The organism is Terriglobus sp. RCC_193 (genome assembly GCF_041355105.1).
Lineage (GTDB): Bacteria > Acidobacteriota > Terriglobia > Terriglobales > Acidobacteriaceae > Terriglobus.
Genome location: NZ_JBFUPK010000001.1, coordinates 1,683,132 through 1,698,893 on the forward strand (window position 1 = coordinate 1,683,132; position 15,762 = coordinate 1,698,893).

Below are 15,762 nucleotides of genomic sequence, written 5' to 3' on the forward strand. Positions count from 1 at the left end.
AGAATGGATGCCGCAGCACAATTCTTCGCCGCTCGATACCCCACATTTCGTCGCAAACTACGGGCCGCATCGAGCGCAGCGGAAGTCTACTCCAGGGGAAGCCCCGCTGCCTCATAACGGCCCAATTCCACCACCTCCCGGCACGATTGGCGCAATCCGGCCACAAGCGCATCCGCCGCGTCCGCCGACGGAATCCTTAGGTCCACAAAAAACGTGTACTCCCACGGCCGTCCCGGGACTGGCCGCGAATCAATCCGGGTCAAGTCCGCGCCAGCCGTTACCAGCTCCTTCAGCGCCTCCAGCAGCGACCCCGGACGATGCGGCAGGTCAAACGCCAGCGAAATCTTGTTGATGACCGCCGCCTCGGGCCGAAGCCTCTCCGCATCCTCCGCCCGCGCCAGCAGGAAAAAGCGCGTAAAGTTCTTCGGATCGTCTTCAAGTCCACTACGCAGGGTCGCAGCGCCGTACACCTTTGCCGCAAACGGGGCGGCAATCGCCGCTGCATCCGTTACGTGGTTTGCCATCAGGTGTTTCACCGCGCCCGCCGTGTCATAAAACGGCACCGCCTCCAGCGCCGGATGCTCCATGAAGAATTTCCGGCATTGCGACAGTGCCACCGGATGCGACAACACACGCTTCACCTGCCCCTCGGCTACGCCAGGTATGGCCATCAGCGTGTGCCGGATACGCAGCGAGCACTCCGCGACAATCTGCACGCCGTAACGCAATAACAGGTCCGAATGATCCGCCACGGCGCCATGCAGGCTGTTTTCCACCGGCAGCACGGCGGCATCGGCTTCGCGGGAACGCGCCAGCTTTTCAAGCACTTCCACAGACAGCGCACACGGCACTAATTCCACTTCACCCAGCAGTTGGCGTGTGGCCAGGTGGCTGTTCGATCCCGGCTCTCCCTGAATAGCAATCTTTTTCAACTCACTCTTCTCCTGACGCATGCCCCGCACGAAACTGACATTGTTTTCGCGCAAGGGACAACTCGCCAAGTTTACCCGGCAACTATGTTGGGTGTGGCTGCAAACGTCATGCCTGGCATGGCGACGGCAGCACGCACCAAATTCCCGCCCCGGCCCCGCAGGGCAGGGCATCTGGAGAGTCGACGATGCTTTGGACAATTACCGTTATCCTGCTTGTGCTGTGGCTATTGGGCCTGGTCAGCGGCTATACCGTCGGTGGCTGGATCCACATTCTGATCGTGCTCGCGATCATCTCGCTCATCTTCAATCTTCTGGCGGGACGCCGATCACTTTAGAGACTCACACAATCAACGCGATATTTTGAAAACTCATGAAAGGCCATCGCATCTCTGCGCTGGCCTTTTCCGTTGCACCCTGCATCCTATCTCTCGTTCGCGTAAGAACGCAGCCTGGCTGCGAAGGAGAACAAAACGATGAACAGCGATCAGATCAAAGGCAAGATGCAGAATGCATTCGGCAAGACGGAAGAAGCCGTGGGCGAAGCTGTGGGCAGCAGGAACCTGTCCAACGCAGGCGCGGAAGACCGCGTGAAGGGAGCCGCAAAGGAAACATGGGGCAATGCCAAGGAAGCGGTGCATGAAATGAACGAAACGGCACGCACCCGCGCAGACGTAACCACTGGCCAACCCATCACAGCACGCGACAAGTTTGCCGCTGGTGCCGAGCACATCAAGGACTCATCCAATACCAGGATGGAAGAGATTAAGACCTACGAACAGGGCAAGCGTGAACAGCTTCGCCGCACGGCATAAACCAACATGCAGACAACAGAAACGGCGGGAAGGTATCTTCCCGCCGTTTCCTATTCGTTCCTGCGAATTATTTCGTGTAACGACTTAGCGCATGCTCCACAACAGGAGCAAGCAACTCATACCCATGATCGTTCGGATGCACGCCATCCACGGTCAGTTCTGCACGCATCTTCCCTTCCGCATCGGCCAGCGGCGAGTAGAAATCCAGAATCTGCCAGTGTTTCCTCTGCGCCATTGCCAACAGGAGTTCATTCAGATGATGGATGTGTTCCACCGTGCGCAGCCCCGTCAACGGACGCACACAATCGCACACAGGCGTCATCTCAGCCACATACACCTTCAATCCATTCGCCTGCGCAAGCTCGCCCATGGAGAGGATGTTGTCGCGGATCTCTTCTGGCGAAAATCCCAGCCGCATATCGTTGCTGCCACCTTCCAGCACCACGGCCTCCGGATGCAGATTCAACACATCCTGTCGTTCACGCAGTAGAAGCTGCTGCGTAGTCTGTCCGCCAATACCGCGGTTGATCCAACCTGCATAAGCGAACCACTTGCCATTATGGCTGCCCCAGTAGTCGGTGATTGAATCACCCAGAAAGACCACGCGTGCCTTCACGCTTGCATTGGCATCGTGATAGCGGCGGCTTTGAGAGAAGTCCGCTTCAGCAGAGTTGGCAGGAAGCGCCGTCTGCGCGAATCCACTGGCAGACAGCAGAAACATCATCACCCACACGGCTGCACGCATCGCGTCTCCTCCTGGCCTTCATTACACAGGCAGGTTAAACGATTTACCTTCCCAAAAGCGATATCTGTTATCGACCCTTTAGATTCCGCACGGCGATATCCGCAGCCACAGAGAGGAAGAACACCACGGAGATAATCCCGTTCAGCGTGAAAAACGCGGCATTCATGCGGCTGATGTCCCTGGGTGAAACCAGGCTGTGCTCATACAGCAGCAATCCCGCCACCAGGACGACGCCAACAATTGCAATCGCCCCCAGGTGAAACAGCACCACCAGCCACGCCAGTAATCCCAACATGAGAATGTGCATCACCCGAGCCAGCAGGAATGCGCCCTGCATGCCAAACGCCTGCGGCACGCTGTTCAACCCATGCGCACGATCATGCTCAAAGTCCTGGCACGCATACAGCACATCAAAACCGGCAACCCACAGCAGCACCGCCGCCGTAAGCACAATGATGCGGGGATCAAGCGTGCCACGCACCGCAATCCATGCAGCCGAAGGCGCGATACCCAGCGCCAGCCCCAGCACCAGATGCGACCAGCGCGTGAGCCGTTTCATGTAGCTGTACGAAAGCACCACCACAATCGCAATGGGGCTTAGCAGCAGCGTCAGGTGGTTCAACATCGCCGCGGCAAACAAAAAGATTGCCAGCGAAACGAGGGTGAACATCGCCACGAATCCCCTGGATAACAGGCCTGCCGGGATAGCGCGCATCTTGGTGCGTGGATTCAGACTGTCAATCTCTGCATCGGCCCAGCGATTGAACGCCATCGCCGCAGTACGCAGCGACACCATGCACACCACAATCCAAAGCAGTGTCACCGCATGTGGCCATCCGCCTGCGGCAAGCACCGCGCCGGTCAGGGCAAAAGGAAGCGCGAAGATCGAGTGTTCCCACTTGATCATCTCCAGCGTAATGCGCGTACTGCGCCATGTGTGTGCAAGCGAAACGGCCATACACCTCTTAGTGTATGGCCGCATGCCTGCTGCAATCTACTGGGTTACTTTTCGCCGATGGGTTCACCCGCCACCTGCAGGTTATTCGTCACCTTGAAGGCTCCCGGCACACCGTTGGCACGAATGCCCGCGGCGTCCTTATCCGACTGCCGATCCACCACGCCCGTCAGCGTGATATCACCATTCACCACCGTAATGCGGATCGGCTTGGCCGGGTCCATGGCATAGCGCTGCAACGACGGAAATCCGTAGATCGCCCTGGCCGCAGCCAGTCGGATACGATCGTCGTTCGGCGAAAGCGGCGCCACCTCAATGTCGTCCACCACATCCTTCACACCGGGATAGTGCGACACCAGCGAAATCGCCGAATCCTTATCCGAAGGACCATACGCAACTCCGCCCAGTGTCACCACGCCACCCTGCACACCAATGGTGAAGCTATTGAACGCTGTCGTGCCATACCCTACACGGTCATATGCCAGCTTTTCTGCCAGCTTGTCTCGCAATTGCACATCAGACAATTCGCTGTCGCCCTGCACCTGGATCAGGTTCTGTACAGCAACCACACCCTTCTTGTGATGGATCTTGTGTTCCGCATCTTCTTTGGTGGCGTACAAGTCCACATGGCCGGTCAACGTCACCATGCCATTCTTTACGCTGCTATGCACATCGCTGAAACGCTTGTTATCCAGGGACTTCTGCACATCAGTCTGAATCTGCGCATCCGGCACCTTCGCCTGGGCACGCAGCGACAGCGTCGGCGTCATCATCACCGCCAACGCCAATATCATTCCTGCATTCGTTCTGATCTTCATGTTGTTCACCAAAGACAACAAACCCGGATTCCCCTGCAAAGTTGCTCTAACGATACCGCTTGCGAATCTTGTAGACCATGGAGAATACGCCGTTTTCGTCACGTGTGACCACGATGGCTTTGTTATCGCTCAGTTGGTACTGCAACTGAATCAACTGCTGTGCGGACGTGTTGATGCTGGTCGCAAAGGTCACCGTGATCTGCCGCGTTACCTGCTGCTCCACCGTAATGCGCGCGGAAGATGCACCAATCGTTCCCACATACGCCGGATCAATCTTCACCTTGCCGCTGCCGCCGAAAAGCTTGTTCACGCGATTGGAAACCGTCGCATTCAATGCACCGCCCAGCAGCGCATTCGTCGTCGGGTCCTGGCCCTGCTGCTGCAGTTGCTGTGTATTGATGGCCGCTTCTTCCTGCGTGCGTCCCAGCGCCAGCAGGTTGAAGATATCCGCCTGCGACAACGGTGGTTCCGACCGGTACGTCAGCTTGAAGTTCTTTGACGTGCCATGTACGCCAATGGTTACGTCATAGTTCTCCACGCGTGCCGTCGCATCCAGGTCAATCAAAGGATCGATACGGATCGGATTATTGAAGTAGATCTGACCACGCTGCAACTGATACTTCGTTCCTGAGAATGTCGCCGAACCGTCGTTGATGATCACCTTACCCAGCACGGCAGGAACCGCCGCCGTACCGCGCAGCGACAGGTCCACCGTACCGGCAATACGCGCATAGCTGTTCTGGAAATCCAGCGCCGGTGACGACTGCACATGAACATTCAGAACGATCTTGTTTAGCAGCGAATCCGGATCAGGAGGCGCGGACACATCGCCCGTGCCACCTGCGACAGAAGCAAAGTCAAATGTCTCCGCAAGTCCGAAGCGCGTGATGAGAATGTTGCCCGAAAGCGAAGCCCCATCGCCCGATCCCTGCAACCGCAACGACGCATTCATCGTTGCAGACACGCCGTAGTAACGCACACGGACAGCCGTTGCCGTGGCGGTCATGTCTGCGAACAAACCACCACGGAATTGCAGGAAGCCTGTCAGCTTGATACGACCGCCACCGCTCGTCGCAGTCACGTTGTCCATCACCAGCCGATCATCCGTAAACGTCGCGGTTCCAGTGATGTTCGACAACCCATTCGGAATCGTGTCGTACGCAATGTTCGTATTGCTGAACGTCATCTTGCCGCCAAGATTCGGTTTCGATGTGGTTCCGCTGGCCGTCACATTAAAGCTGATCATGCCAGAGGCAATCACCTGCGGCTTCAAACGATGCGCCAGTGCAACATTCAGGCTGCCATTCGCCTGCGCATTGATCGCACCTCCCTGAGCAGGCAACGGCTTACCATCCGCAGAAAACAGCTGCACACTGCCGGAAGCATGCACATCCGTCTCAGGACCGGTGACGTGAAGCTCGTCGAGCCGCACAGTTCCATTCGTCAACGAAGCGTGCATCGGAGCCGCTGAAGCAAACGTAAGTCCCTGCGTAGTGACCTGCAGTGGATTCACGGTCAGCGTTCCGCTCAACAACTCTGGCTTCTTTGCCGGACCACTCACATTCAGCTCGCCGTTAATCAAAGAACTCGCTTCAAACGACGTCCCTGTCAGCTTCAGCACCGGCGCCACATCCAGGTTGCTGAAGGTGGCATGTGCCTGCATGGGATAGTCACCCACCAACTGCAACTGACCATTCGCATCCAGCTTCGCGGTCAACACATCGCTGTGTGCCTTCAGATAGATCATGTTGCCGCTGCTGTTGACATCCGCGGTCAACTGCCCCAGCGCCTGTTTCTGATACGTCGCATTTGCCAGTTGCAGATGCGCGTTTAATCCAGGCGCTTCCAGCGTCCCATCCGCATCAGCGCGAAAGGTCAACACACCATCCACCGGCGTTCCCGCTTTGCGTACACCCAGCAGATTCGACAACCGGACATCGTTCGCCTGCAGATGCGCACGAACATGCTTCGACGTCAGGTTATAGCTGCCGTTGCCGGTCGCCTCAGCTCCCTGCGCCTTCACATCCAGCGTCGAAGCGGATATCTCCTGCCCACGCACCGCAACCTTTGTAGTCACCGAATCGTAAGGCTGGTCATACGCCACGCCATTGCGCAGCGACAACGTTCCATCGCCTACGAGATTGCCAAACGTACCGTCCACATTGGCATTCACAGCAACAACACCAGTAATCGGAAGCGCGCCCTGCCCTGCAATCTCCAGCACGTCATGAATCTGAGCATCAGCAAGCTGCACCTTCGCCTGCACCTGCGTATCATCGTCAAACTCATACGACACCACGCGACGCTTCACCACACGATGCGGCTTCACCACTCCCGAAGCATTCAATACCGCCGTGCCGCGATGAATCGTCGAACTCACTACGGTCAGACCAGACGGCGCATATTCCGCGTCCGCAATCAGCGAATCAATCGCAACATCACCCGCACTGCCCAGATGTGCCGTGAGTTCATTGGCCTGCAGGTGTCCCTTGATATCCAATCCGGTAATGGGACCGGACGCGACACCCTGGAAATGCGCGTCACCATGCAATGCCACAGGGAGCGCAGCGCTTCCCTTCTTGCCATTGCTCTCAAAGCCAACGGTGTTCAGCACAGAATCAAACTCGGAAAGATCGCGGAAATCGGCGATGAGATTCAGGCTCGTGAGTGGATCGCCGTTCGCCACACCCAGCGTTCCCGTCGCCTGGATGGTAGATGCGGGGGTGTGCGCATCCACTTGCTGAATCGCAACGGTTTCATTGGAACCACGGTAGGTGGCCTTCACAATGCCACTCAAGGGAATGTTCTGCGTTGCACCGCGACGGTGAAGATTCTGCGGCGCCAGTTTCAAATCAGCGCTCACAATCACAGAGCTCGGCAGATCCTTCGTCGTGCCTCCCCATTCCACATGCACAGGACCATTCACCGCAGTATCAATGCCCAGGTCGGAATAGTGACGGGGTTCGGTAATTTCATTGATCGTTCGCAGAGAAATTCCCGCCAGCTTCACATCAATGTAAGCATGTGCATGTTCCACCGGCGTAATCGCAAGGGGACCAGTCGCAGGTGGTTTGGCGTTCGCTACCTTCGCGGTTGCATTCGCCGTCTTCTGCCCTGCCACAACCGTAGGGGATTGCGCCGGCGTCTCCGGCGGCACCTCTCCCAGCCAGTTATGAATGCGCATATCACCAGCAATCGTTCCGCCGCCGGGAAGATTCAGCACAATTGCGTTAAACAAAAGCTCCGCAGGCGTTACCTTCAGCGACGCGCTGCCATTCACGCCGGTCACAATCACATGCTCATCGCGATACCCAACAGAGTGCAGCTTCGCATCACCCACCAGCAGGTATCCCTTTTCGCATTCGGGTGCGGGTGGCAATGTTTTTGTATTCGAGGGGTTCGTATTCGGGTTGCGACGCTGCCAGAAGCGTGCCCTCTTCTGCGCCTCCTGCGGTGCAACAGCGCAGGAATGTCCCGCGAGATTCAGGTCAACCGTACCCGCCACAAGTCCCGGGAAACCGCTCAACACGGAGACCTGCGAAACCTCCACATTGCCCTTCACCGTGACATTCCACACAGGATTGTCAAAGTTCTCGACGCGCGCCGTCGCATCCAGATGCGATGTTTTACCCGTGTCAAAACTCAGCTGCTGAATGCTGATGAGCTTGCGCCCGATCTCCGCCTTTACTTTCAGCCGTGATTGCGCCTCCGGCATCTGATCCATCCGCGTGCGAATGTCGCTCACATTGATATCAATGCCATAGCGATCGGTGCGCCTGATGTAACGCACGTTCACACCAAGATCGCGCGCTGCCAGATCAAACGGAATCGCACGATCATTCAGCAACGCAACACCGTTCGCCAGTTCCACCTTCGAGGCCTGCAGGTCCAGCAGCGTATCCATCACCGGCTCATTGCTGGTGCTCTTCGTCTTGGGAACGGGCTGGTTTGTGGTGCCGTCCTTATTCACGATCAGGTGAATCTGCGGCTTATCCACATGCAACAGTGAAAGCGTGATGTATTTCATCGCGCCCTTGGAGTCCGTCGCATGGGAAAACAGACTCTTCAATGTAATGCGAACAAGGATGCGATCTGCAGAAAGATACGGAGCCTCACCCGGCCCCTCAAGCCCATGAATCACCAGCCCATCGGCTTCCACCGCCAGATGCATCAGGCTGAACTGCACCTTTGCCAGGTCCACCTTGCCGCCCGTGGCATCTTCCAGTGTGGCGATCAGTTGCGCGCGAACACGATTCTGAAAGTCATCCGTCGTAGTGTAGATACTGAGTCCTGCAACCAGCAGGATCAGGAACAGCATCAACGAACCCACAATCCATGCGGTGATACGCCAGCCGCGCGATTTCTTCGGCGTGGCTGCGTTCTCGTCGGGCGGAGGAGTGTTTGCGTCCAGCAATGTCATCAGGGCGCCTCCTCGTTTGGTTGCATCATGCGAACGTGTCCGGAGTCGCGCAATGTCTTCAACCACGCATCCAGCAGCGCACTTACCTGCTCCTGCAAAAGAATCTCTTTAATCCGATCACGAATGGAATCCAGCGGAGGCGCTGTTGCCTTCTGCTTCGCATACTGTGGCAACAGTGTGTTGTTGTAGTAGTCCTCAATCTGCTGATCTCCAATGCGGATACCGCTACGGAAGCGTTGTTCAATAAAGTGCACCACCTGCGCCCGCAGTTTCAGGCGATCATGCAGCTCCTCTTCCGTGAATCCGGACTTCTCCAGAAACTTCTTCCATCCCGCATCGCTCGTGCAATCCGCATGAGCACATGCGGGAAGATCCTTACGCAGATCCGCCTCTTCCTTGTCCACTTCGTCATCGGAAATGGCAACCGGAGGAAACCCTCCCAACTGCTGCAGGACAAGTGTGCGATCAATCAAACGTGTAATGGCTTGCTCACGCGCCGGCTTCGTTTCATCTTCCTCGTACGGATACAGTTTCGAAAAGCGCTCTTCTTCCTCTACATCGCTTTCCAGCACAAGATCGCCATTCACGATGGCAACAATGCGGTCAATCACATTGCCACGTTCAGCTGGCAGCTTATGCTCATCCGCGCGTGCCTGTTCTTTTGTCTGCGGCTTGCCTTCCTCCACTGATTTCGGCGCAGGCTTTTGAGCTGTCAGCAAAGCAGAAGAAGACGCGATTCCGACGGCCAGCAGGCAGGTCGCGATTTCGAAACGGAATGGAGAAACGCGCATCATCAGAAGCTTTGGCCGATCGAGAAGAAGAACTGGAAGTGGCTTGACTGCCCCACATGATGCGTGGGCACAGACTGCGTGTAGTCATCAATCACGGGATAAATCGGTGGATTCAGGTTATAAGCCGCATCCAGACGAATAGGTCCTATGGGCGTGTTGTAACGCGCCCCCAGCCCCACCGCATGAGAGAAATAAGCAAAGTCGCAGGTACCCACCGTCACAAAGCCCGATACCTGGCGGCAGGTATCGCGATTCGGCTGGTGGAAGCGCGCAATGGACGGAAACACATCGCCCACATGCAGAAACGCATTGCCCATGTCATGGAAGAGCACAAACGAAACACTCTCCCCCACCAGCGGCAACACCGGCGGTGGAAGCCGCAACTCCAACGTATTAATGAGCACGGCCGATCCACCAACCGGATAGCCCGTCGTCAAATCGCGCGGTCCGGCCTGATTAATACCAAAGCCACGATGCGATGTCGCGCCACCTGCATAGAGCCGTTCCGGCAGCGGCACGGAATTGCACGACGCATTCGTATTCAGCAAATTACCTTCGCAACCTTCAATGCCTGCATTGGGATTCGCGCCCGATGTGGTCTCCACGCCAAAGCGTGTATTCCGCGCAAACGTATATTTCCGCTTTTTACCCCACGTGTAATACGTGGAGTAAGTCACATCTACCTTGTTAAAGTCCGTCTGCGAGCCGAAGATACCGCTTGCCAGGAAGTCCGTAAAGGAAAGATACATGCCCTTCTGCGCATCCAGTTGCAGAGGCGCACGTGTGTCGTGGTACCACGTAAATGCAGGGCCGCCAACGCGCACAGGCTGCGACAACAACGGGATCAGGTTTGCCGTGACCTGCAGGCTGTTCTGATCCACAGACACACGACGATAGGTGAAGTCATAGATGAATGTGTCTGCCTTGGGGACCTTTTGCGTCAGGCGGAACAGCCCCTGCAGCGTGCTGGCTTTAAACGTGGAGATATTCTGCACGTTGGAGTAACCACCGCTCACCTGCGTGGAGAAATTCGGACGACCAAGAAACTTCGGCGTGTTCCATGTGGCAGTAGCAACGCGTTCCAGCAAACCATACGTCACGTGGAATGCCAGCGACTGATCCGTACCAAATAGATTGATCCGTGTCACATCCGCGGAAACACGGAATGATGCGCCAGCCTTGCCTTCCGGTGAGCATGTCGTATTGCCAATTGACTGCTGCGCGCGGCAGTTCGGTTGCGGCGTGGAAAGCTGCGCTTCAAAGCCCGCGCCATATGTCACATCCCAACGCTTTGCTTCGGTCAACTGCACCAGCACATTCTTGCGGTCGGCGAGACCTTCCGGATTCTGTACCGCAACATTCGCCTCGTTAAACACTGCAAGATCGTAATAACGACGCTGCATCTCCACGATGGCGCTTTCGTTCAATGGATCGCCGGGCTTCAACCGCAACTGATCACTCACCAGCTTCTGCCGCACATGGTGCACGCCGGAGATCAGCACGCGATCCACATTCACCTGCTCGCCTTCTGTAACCAGATAGGTGACGTCTGTGCGTGTTGGATCATCTTTACGTACTGCCTGCCGCACCTCCACCCTCGCCTGGTCAAAGCCCTTCGAGAGATACGCCTGCAGGATGTTGTCGCGGTCATTGGAAACGTTGGCAAGTGCTAATGGCTGATTTGTCTCCGCGGTAATGAGAGCCTTCATCTGTTCCGCACGTTCACCATCCACGCCGGTTAGCGTGACATTGCCGAATTTCTGCTGCAAACCTTCGTCGATATGAAGATTCACAGTGATCGTGCCGATCTTCTTATCTTCGTCACCCTTCTTTTCATCCGTCGTGATCTTCACCTGCGTGAAGCCGTTCGCCATGTACAACGATGTAATGGAATCAATGTCGTTGGAAAGCAACACAGGCGAAAAGCGTCCGGAGCGCACATAGGCATCCGCCTTAATCACCTGCATACGTTCCTTGATGTTGTCCGTCTCGAAATACTTGTTGCCACTCACATTCACGGCAACTACCTTGTATTTCTTTCCAGGAACAGCATGGAACATAACGGTTTCCGTCAAGTTGCTGGGCGGCGGCAGCGGCGTGCCGTCGTCCGCATAGGTCGGCATGTCCGGCACACCGCGTACATCCGGCGTCACCTCCGCGTCGAAATAGCCCTGCCGTTGCAGGAACTCGCGAATGTTGTGCGCGCCTTCGTTCAGCAGATCATTATCGACTGCGCTCTCTTCATAAATCGGCAACAGCTTCTTCTGTCGCGACTTCGACACCTTCGCCCCGTCAACGGTCACCTTGACCTGTGGCCCCTGGTAGGCGCGGAAACTGTAATCCACCTGCTGACGATCGGATGCATACTGACTTTTTTCCAGGGCAATCGCAGCCTCTAACCGATCGTTCTTCTGGTAGTACTTGCGCAAACGCGACAATCCATTGCCCACCGTATCGCGCCCCACTTTGTTCTTCGTTTTGAAGACGAATAGGGTTTTGTTCTTTTCTCGCAACTTGCTACGTTTGCGGAACTCGTCAACAGTCAGCCCGGGATCGCCATTCACGATCACGTTCCCAACCAACGCCTGCTTACCCAGATCAATCAGATAAAAGACATCCACCTGCTTGCCATCTGGCAGATGTTCTGTTGCAGAGTGGACCACCGGAGCGTAATAGCCGTTCTGCGCCAATGTCCTTCGAATCGCTTCTTCGCCTGCGCGCACCTGTGAATTTGTAAATGGCAGCCCGGGCTGCAATTCTGAGGCCGATTCCAGCATCGAAGTTACTCGTTCGGAACGCACGCCCTGGATATGAACGCGCCCCACAAAGTAGCGCGGCGTGCCCACATACAGCAGCGTCACGCTGCCGTCGCTGTTCACCACGCTGCGCACTTCAATGTTGCGATACAAGCCGGTAAGAAATAATCTGCGAGTCGCCGTACGAATCTTATCGGGAACAATGATGTCCCCCGGCTTCAGCCCCAGGTCTTTCTGCGGCAGTGGATCATTCTCGCCAAACTCAACGCCTTCAAACGCAATGGAACGCAGCGTCCTGCCACGCAGCGCCCACACACCCGCAACGGCATTATCAGCTACCCTGCCTGCCTGTGCACTTTGATCCTGGGCCGCATCCTGCGCCGCAGCGCCTGCGGTAGTAGCAGCCGTACTGGCGCCGCTGGTTACATCTCCCCCAGCATTCTTTCCGGGAATTACCTGCACCGTCTTGCCACCGCCGGGAACAGGCTGCGGCGCTGCCGGCGCTGGCTGCTGTTGTGCATTACCCGGTGTGGCGGCGCTGGATGGCTGGCCGCTTGGCGCCTGCGCGTACATTGTCAGGGCAGTGCCCGACAGGATCATCAAGCCCGCCGTACACAATGCCTTCCGTCGCAACGCAATCCCACCTGTCCACAGCTTCACCAGCACCAGCGTTCCTGCTCCCCCAAGAAGACTCTTAGCCCTATTCCCATGATGCCTGTTTTCAGGCGGCAGCGCTTGGCATGAAGGCGTAAACAAATGCTTTACACCCAAAAGCCCGGATATGGAGCGGTTGGATGCAGGTTCACGGTACCGGGTTCGCTGCATCCTCACCTCATACCTCGTACACTGAAACAGCAAGGAGTTACGTTAGCGTGACCGTGGTTTCCAGCGAGATATTCTCGGCAGATGATCGCTATTCGCGCCAGCGCCTCTTCCCTGCGATTGGCGCCGACGGCCAGAGAAAACTCGCCGCATCGCATGTCGTCCTGGTCGGTTGCGGAGCCACCGGCGCAGCCTCTGCCGGATTGCTGGCTCGTGCCGGTGTCGGCACACTCACCATCATCGACCGCGACTTCGTGGAACCCTCCAACCTGCAACGGCAGATGCTCTTCACAGAAGCCGACGCAGCCGACGCCCTTCCCAAAGCCGAAGCCGCGCGCCGCCGCATCGCCGACATCAACGCAGACGTAACGGTCCGCGCCCACATCGCCGACCTGACCCCCGCCAACGCTGCCACCTTGCTGGCAGATGCGCATGTCATCCTCGATGCCACGGACAACTTCGAAACGCGTTACCTGATCAACGACTTCGCCATCCAGACCGGCACACCGTGGATTTACGCTGCCGCCATCGGCTCATACGCTGCAACGATGAACATCGTCCCCACAGGCGATTTCCGCACCGCCTGCCTCGCCTGCATCTTCCCGGAGCCTCCCGGAGGCACCGTGGAAACCTGCGATACCGCAGGCATCCTCAACACAGCGGTCAACTTCACCGCATCGTTGCAGGTAACAGAAACGCTCAAGCTCCTCACCCGCCAGCCTGCCGCATTGCGCCGCACACTGCTCTCATTCGATCTTTGGACCGGCGAGCGGTCTGAGGTACAGGCAGGCAAGCCGCGCCCCACATGCGATGTCTGCGGCCAGCACAACTTCCGCCACCTCGCAGGGGAGGGTCGCCCCCACATCACCCTCTGCGGCCGTAATTCCGTGCAGATTCACGAACATCACCGCCCCGTGGACTTCGCCTTGCTCGCGCAGCGCCTTGGCCCGCTCGGCAGCGTACGGTTCAACAGCATGATGCTGCGTTTTCAACACGGCGAATACACCCTGAGTGTCTTTGCAGACGGACGCACCGTGATCCAGGGCACCAGCGAAGTACCAAGGGCACGCGCGCTCTACGCACGCTTCATCGGCAGTTAATTTTTGTTTGCAACCCGACAATACTTTGCCTGGTCGCGCATACAACCTTCCTCCCCTGAAACACAGTCCTTACAGGGTGCGCATCGGAATCAATGCATATTTTGGCAGTGGTCCCTCCTGTATGGTGGAGTACAAACCTGCGGGTCTCTCAAGGATCGACGGCTCACCATATCGGTGGGCCAGACCGGGGTTGCAATGGAAGTTCAAGGCTACGGAATGACACAAAACAATACGACCCCGGTCACCGGGCACTTCAAGCGGAATCCCCCCATCGCTGGTGAGGCAGACGCTCTGGAGCGCGCAAAAAACGGTGACCCGGATGCTTTCTCGAAGTTGTATGCCATGCACAAGCGGCGTGTGTACACCCTGTGCCTGCGCATGTTGGGCAATGTTTCTGAAGCAGAGGATATGACGCAGGAGGCTTTCCTGCACCTCTACCGCAAACTCGGCTCTTTCCGCGGCGAAAGCGCATTCTCCACCTGGCTGCACCGTCTCACGGTGAACCTGGTGCTGATGCACCTCCGCAAGAAAGGTCTTCAACTCGTCTCTCTGGAAGAGACCATCAACCCCTCAGAAGAGGACGCGCCCAAGCGCGACTTCGGATCGCGCGACCCGCGTCTTTCCGGGTCCGTCGACCGGGTTGCTCTGGAGCGCGCCGTAGCCACACTGCCGCCGGGATATCGCCTGGTCTTTGTGCTGCACGACGTCGAGGGATATGAACATAACGAGATTGCCGGGATGCTCGAATGCTCCACCGGCAACAGCAAGTCGCAGCTTCACAAAGCGCGGCTGAAACTGCGGGAAATTCTGCGGCAGAACGAACAAGCCGCCTTGGTGCAGGAGTCAAAATAATGCCGGAGAATGATGAAAAGCGCTGGACCTGCGAAGAGTTTGAAAAGGCTCTTCCCGATCTGTTCGAGCGCGCAGAAGGCGGAAAGCTGAGCGCAGATCCGCGTTTCGCGGCAATCCTGCGGGACTGTCCCCAGGCTGCCGAACTGGTCCGCGATTTGGAGTACATCGCAGAAACCGCACGAATGCTGTTGGAACCGGAAGGCGAAGGTCCATCATCCGACCTCTGGGGCAAGATTGAGCGGGAGATCACATCCAAAGACAGCATTCAGTAAATCCATCTCACAAACGAACAAGAGCGGCGGCCCAACCGGGACGCCGTTTTTCTTTCAGCCAACGAATCGGGTATGTCAGCGAAGCTCATACGACCGGAAGGTCGTCATCCTGAGCGAAACGAAGTGAAGCCGAAGCATGCCCTCGAGCGAAGCGAAGGGGACCTGCATTCCTATCCCGCACTAAAATGCTTCGGGTAAGCCACAAATCGTAAAGCTCCCGCTTGTTACATTCCACTGTCGCTCTATAACTCGAAACTGATCTTTCAACTTTCATTTCCGCTTGCCCATCCTCCGCCCCGGGTGTATGCTCCTCACCAGAGATGACGCAGTTTACCCAGCCCGTTTCCTTTTGGTACCGCTACTGCTTTACAGGCGCGGCCCCGGCGGATTCTGCGGTCTTGAAACACTAGGAACACCCAAAGACCAATCTCGATCCTCCTGAGCCGCGACCCAAAAGGTCGCGGCTTTCGCTTTTCCGGAACACAAC

Annotated in this window: 12 protein-coding genes; 5 read left to right on the forward strand and 7 right to left on the reverse strand. The window is 56.9% G+C overall.

What is annotated here, in order from left to right; all coding sequences use genetic code 11:
- Positions 1–86: 86 nt before the first annotated feature.
- Entirely contained in the window at positions 87–932 is an 846-nt protein-coding gene (locus tag AB6729_RS07055) for a prephenate dehydratase (RefSeq protein ID WP_371080870.1), read from the reverse strand.
- A 185-nt stretch (positions 933–1,117) separates the two neighbouring features.
- Between AB6729_RS07055 and AB6729_RS07060 the strand changes: the two genes are divergently transcribed.
- Both AB6729_RS07060 and AB6729_RS07065 read left to right on the forward strand, forming a co-directional pair.
- Positions 1,118–1,267, forward strand: coding sequence for a lmo0937 family membrane protein (locus AB6729_RS07060; protein WP_156784997.1), 150 nt, complete (start codon positions 1,118–1,120; stop codon positions 1,265–1,267).
- Positions 1,268–1,405: 138 nt separating this feature from the next.
- Positions 1,406–1,744, forward strand: coding sequence for a CsbD family protein (locus AB6729_RS07065; protein ID WP_371080871.1), 339 nt, complete (start codon positions 1,406–1,408; stop codon positions 1,742–1,744).
- A 67-nt stretch (positions 1,745–1,811) separates the two neighbouring features.
- On the opposite strand, the gene AB6729_RS07070 is transcribed toward AB6729_RS07065, so the two are convergent.
- From AB6729_RS07070 to AB6729_RS07095, 6 genes are all read right to left on the reverse strand, one after another.
- Positions 1,812–2,489 (reverse strand): GDSL-type esterase/lipase family protein, encoded by a 678-nt coding sequence (locus AB6729_RS07070; protein ID WP_371080872.1) that lies wholly within the window; start codon positions 2,487–2,489, stop codon positions 1,812–1,814.
- Positions 2,490–2,556: 67 nt separating this feature from the next.
- Positions 2,557–3,447, reverse strand: a complete 891-nt coding sequence (locus AB6729_RS07075) for a UbiA-like polyprenyltransferase (RefSeq protein ID WP_371080873.1) — start codon at positions 3,445–3,447, stop codon at positions 2,557–2,559.
- A 44-nt stretch (positions 3,448–3,491) separates the two neighbouring features.
- The gene (locus AB6729_RS07080) at positions 3,492–4,262 is read right to left on the reverse strand and encodes a BON domain-containing protein (RefSeq protein ID WP_371080874.1); all 771 of its coding nucleotides are present in this window, start codon (positions 4,260–4,262) and stop codon (positions 3,492–3,494) included.
- Between the two features lie 46 nt (positions 4,263–4,308).
- Positions 4,309–8,682, reverse strand: a complete 4,374-nt coding sequence (locus AB6729_RS07085) for a translocation/assembly module TamB domain-containing protein (protein ID WP_371080876.1) — start codon at positions 8,680–8,682, stop codon at positions 4,309–4,311.
- On the reverse strand, positions 8,682–9,476 hold the full coding sequence (locus tag AB6729_RS07090) for a peptidylprolyl isomerase (protein WP_371080878.1): 795 nt from the start codon (positions 9,474–9,476) through the stop codon (positions 8,682–8,684). The genes AB6729_RS07085 and AB6729_RS07090 overlap by 1 nt, the downstream gene beginning before the upstream one ends.
- Positions 9,476–12,889: a POTRA domain-containing protein gene (locus AB6729_RS07095; protein WP_371080879.1), complete on the reverse strand. Its 3,414-nt coding sequence runs from the start codon at positions 12,887–12,889 to the stop codon at positions 9,476–9,478. The genes AB6729_RS07090 and AB6729_RS07095 overlap by 1 nt, the downstream gene beginning before the upstream one ends.
- A 212-nt stretch (positions 12,890–13,101) precedes the next feature.
- Here AB6729_RS07095 and AB6729_RS07100 point away from each other — a divergent pair, with 212 nt between their 5' ends.
- The 3 genes from AB6729_RS07100 (at position 13,102) to AB6729_RS07110 (ending at position 15,275) form a co-directional block, all read left to right on the forward strand.
- Positions 13,102–14,151, forward strand: coding sequence for a ThiF family adenylyltransferase (locus AB6729_RS07100; protein ID WP_371080880.1), 1,050 nt, complete (start codon positions 13,102–13,104; stop codon positions 14,149–14,151).
- A gap of 195 nt (positions 14,152–14,346) precedes the next feature.
- On the forward strand, positions 14,347–15,003 hold the full coding sequence (locus AB6729_RS07105; RefSeq protein WP_371080881.1) for an RNA polymerase sigma factor: 657 nt from the start codon (positions 14,347–14,349) through the stop codon (positions 15,001–15,003).
- Positions 15,003–15,275, forward strand: coding sequence for a hypothetical protein (locus tag AB6729_RS07110; protein ID WP_371080882.1), 273 nt, complete (start codon positions 15,003–15,005; stop codon positions 15,273–15,275). The genes AB6729_RS07105 and AB6729_RS07110 overlap by 1 nt, the downstream gene beginning before the upstream one ends.
- Positions 15,276–15,762: the final 487 nt, after the last annotated feature.

Excerpts from the sequence above, each read along its gene's own strand:
- AB6729_RS07060 (WP_156784997.1), top strand. The coding sequence starts at position 1,118 with ATGCTTTGGACAATTACCGTTATCCTGCTTGTGCTGTGGCTATTGGGC.
- AB6729_RS07065 (WP_371080871.1), top strand. The coding sequence starts at position 1,406 with ATGAACAGCGATCAGATCAAAGGCAAGATGCAGAATGCATTCGGCAAG.
- AB6729_RS07070 (WP_371080872.1), bottom strand. The coding sequence starts at position 2,489 with ATGCGTGCAGCCGTGTGGGTGATGATGTTTCTGCTGTCTGCCAGTGGA.
- AB6729_RS07075 (WP_371080873.1), bottom strand. The coding sequence starts at position 3,447 with ATGGCCGTTTCGCTTGCACACACATGGCGCAGTACGCGCATTACGCTG.
- AB6729_RS07080 (WP_371080874.1), bottom strand. The coding sequence starts at position 4,262 with ATGAAGATCAGAACGAATGCAGGAATGATATTGGCGTTGGCGGTGATG.
- AB6729_RS07085 (WP_371080876.1), bottom strand. The coding sequence starts at position 8,682 with ATGACATTGCTGGACGCAAACACTCCTCCGCCCGACGAGAACGCAGCC.
- AB6729_RS07090 (WP_371080878.1), bottom strand. The coding sequence starts at position 9,476 with ATGATGCGCGTTTCTCCATTCCGTTTCGAAATCGCGACCTGCCTGCTG.
- AB6729_RS07105 (WP_371080881.1), top strand. The coding sequence starts at position 14,347 with ATGGAAGTTCAAGGCTACGGAATGACACAAAACAATACGACCCCGGTC.
- AB6729_RS07110 (WP_371080882.1), top strand. The coding sequence starts at position 15,003 with ATGCCGGAGAATGATGAAAAGCGCTGGACCTGCGAAGAGTTTGAAAAG.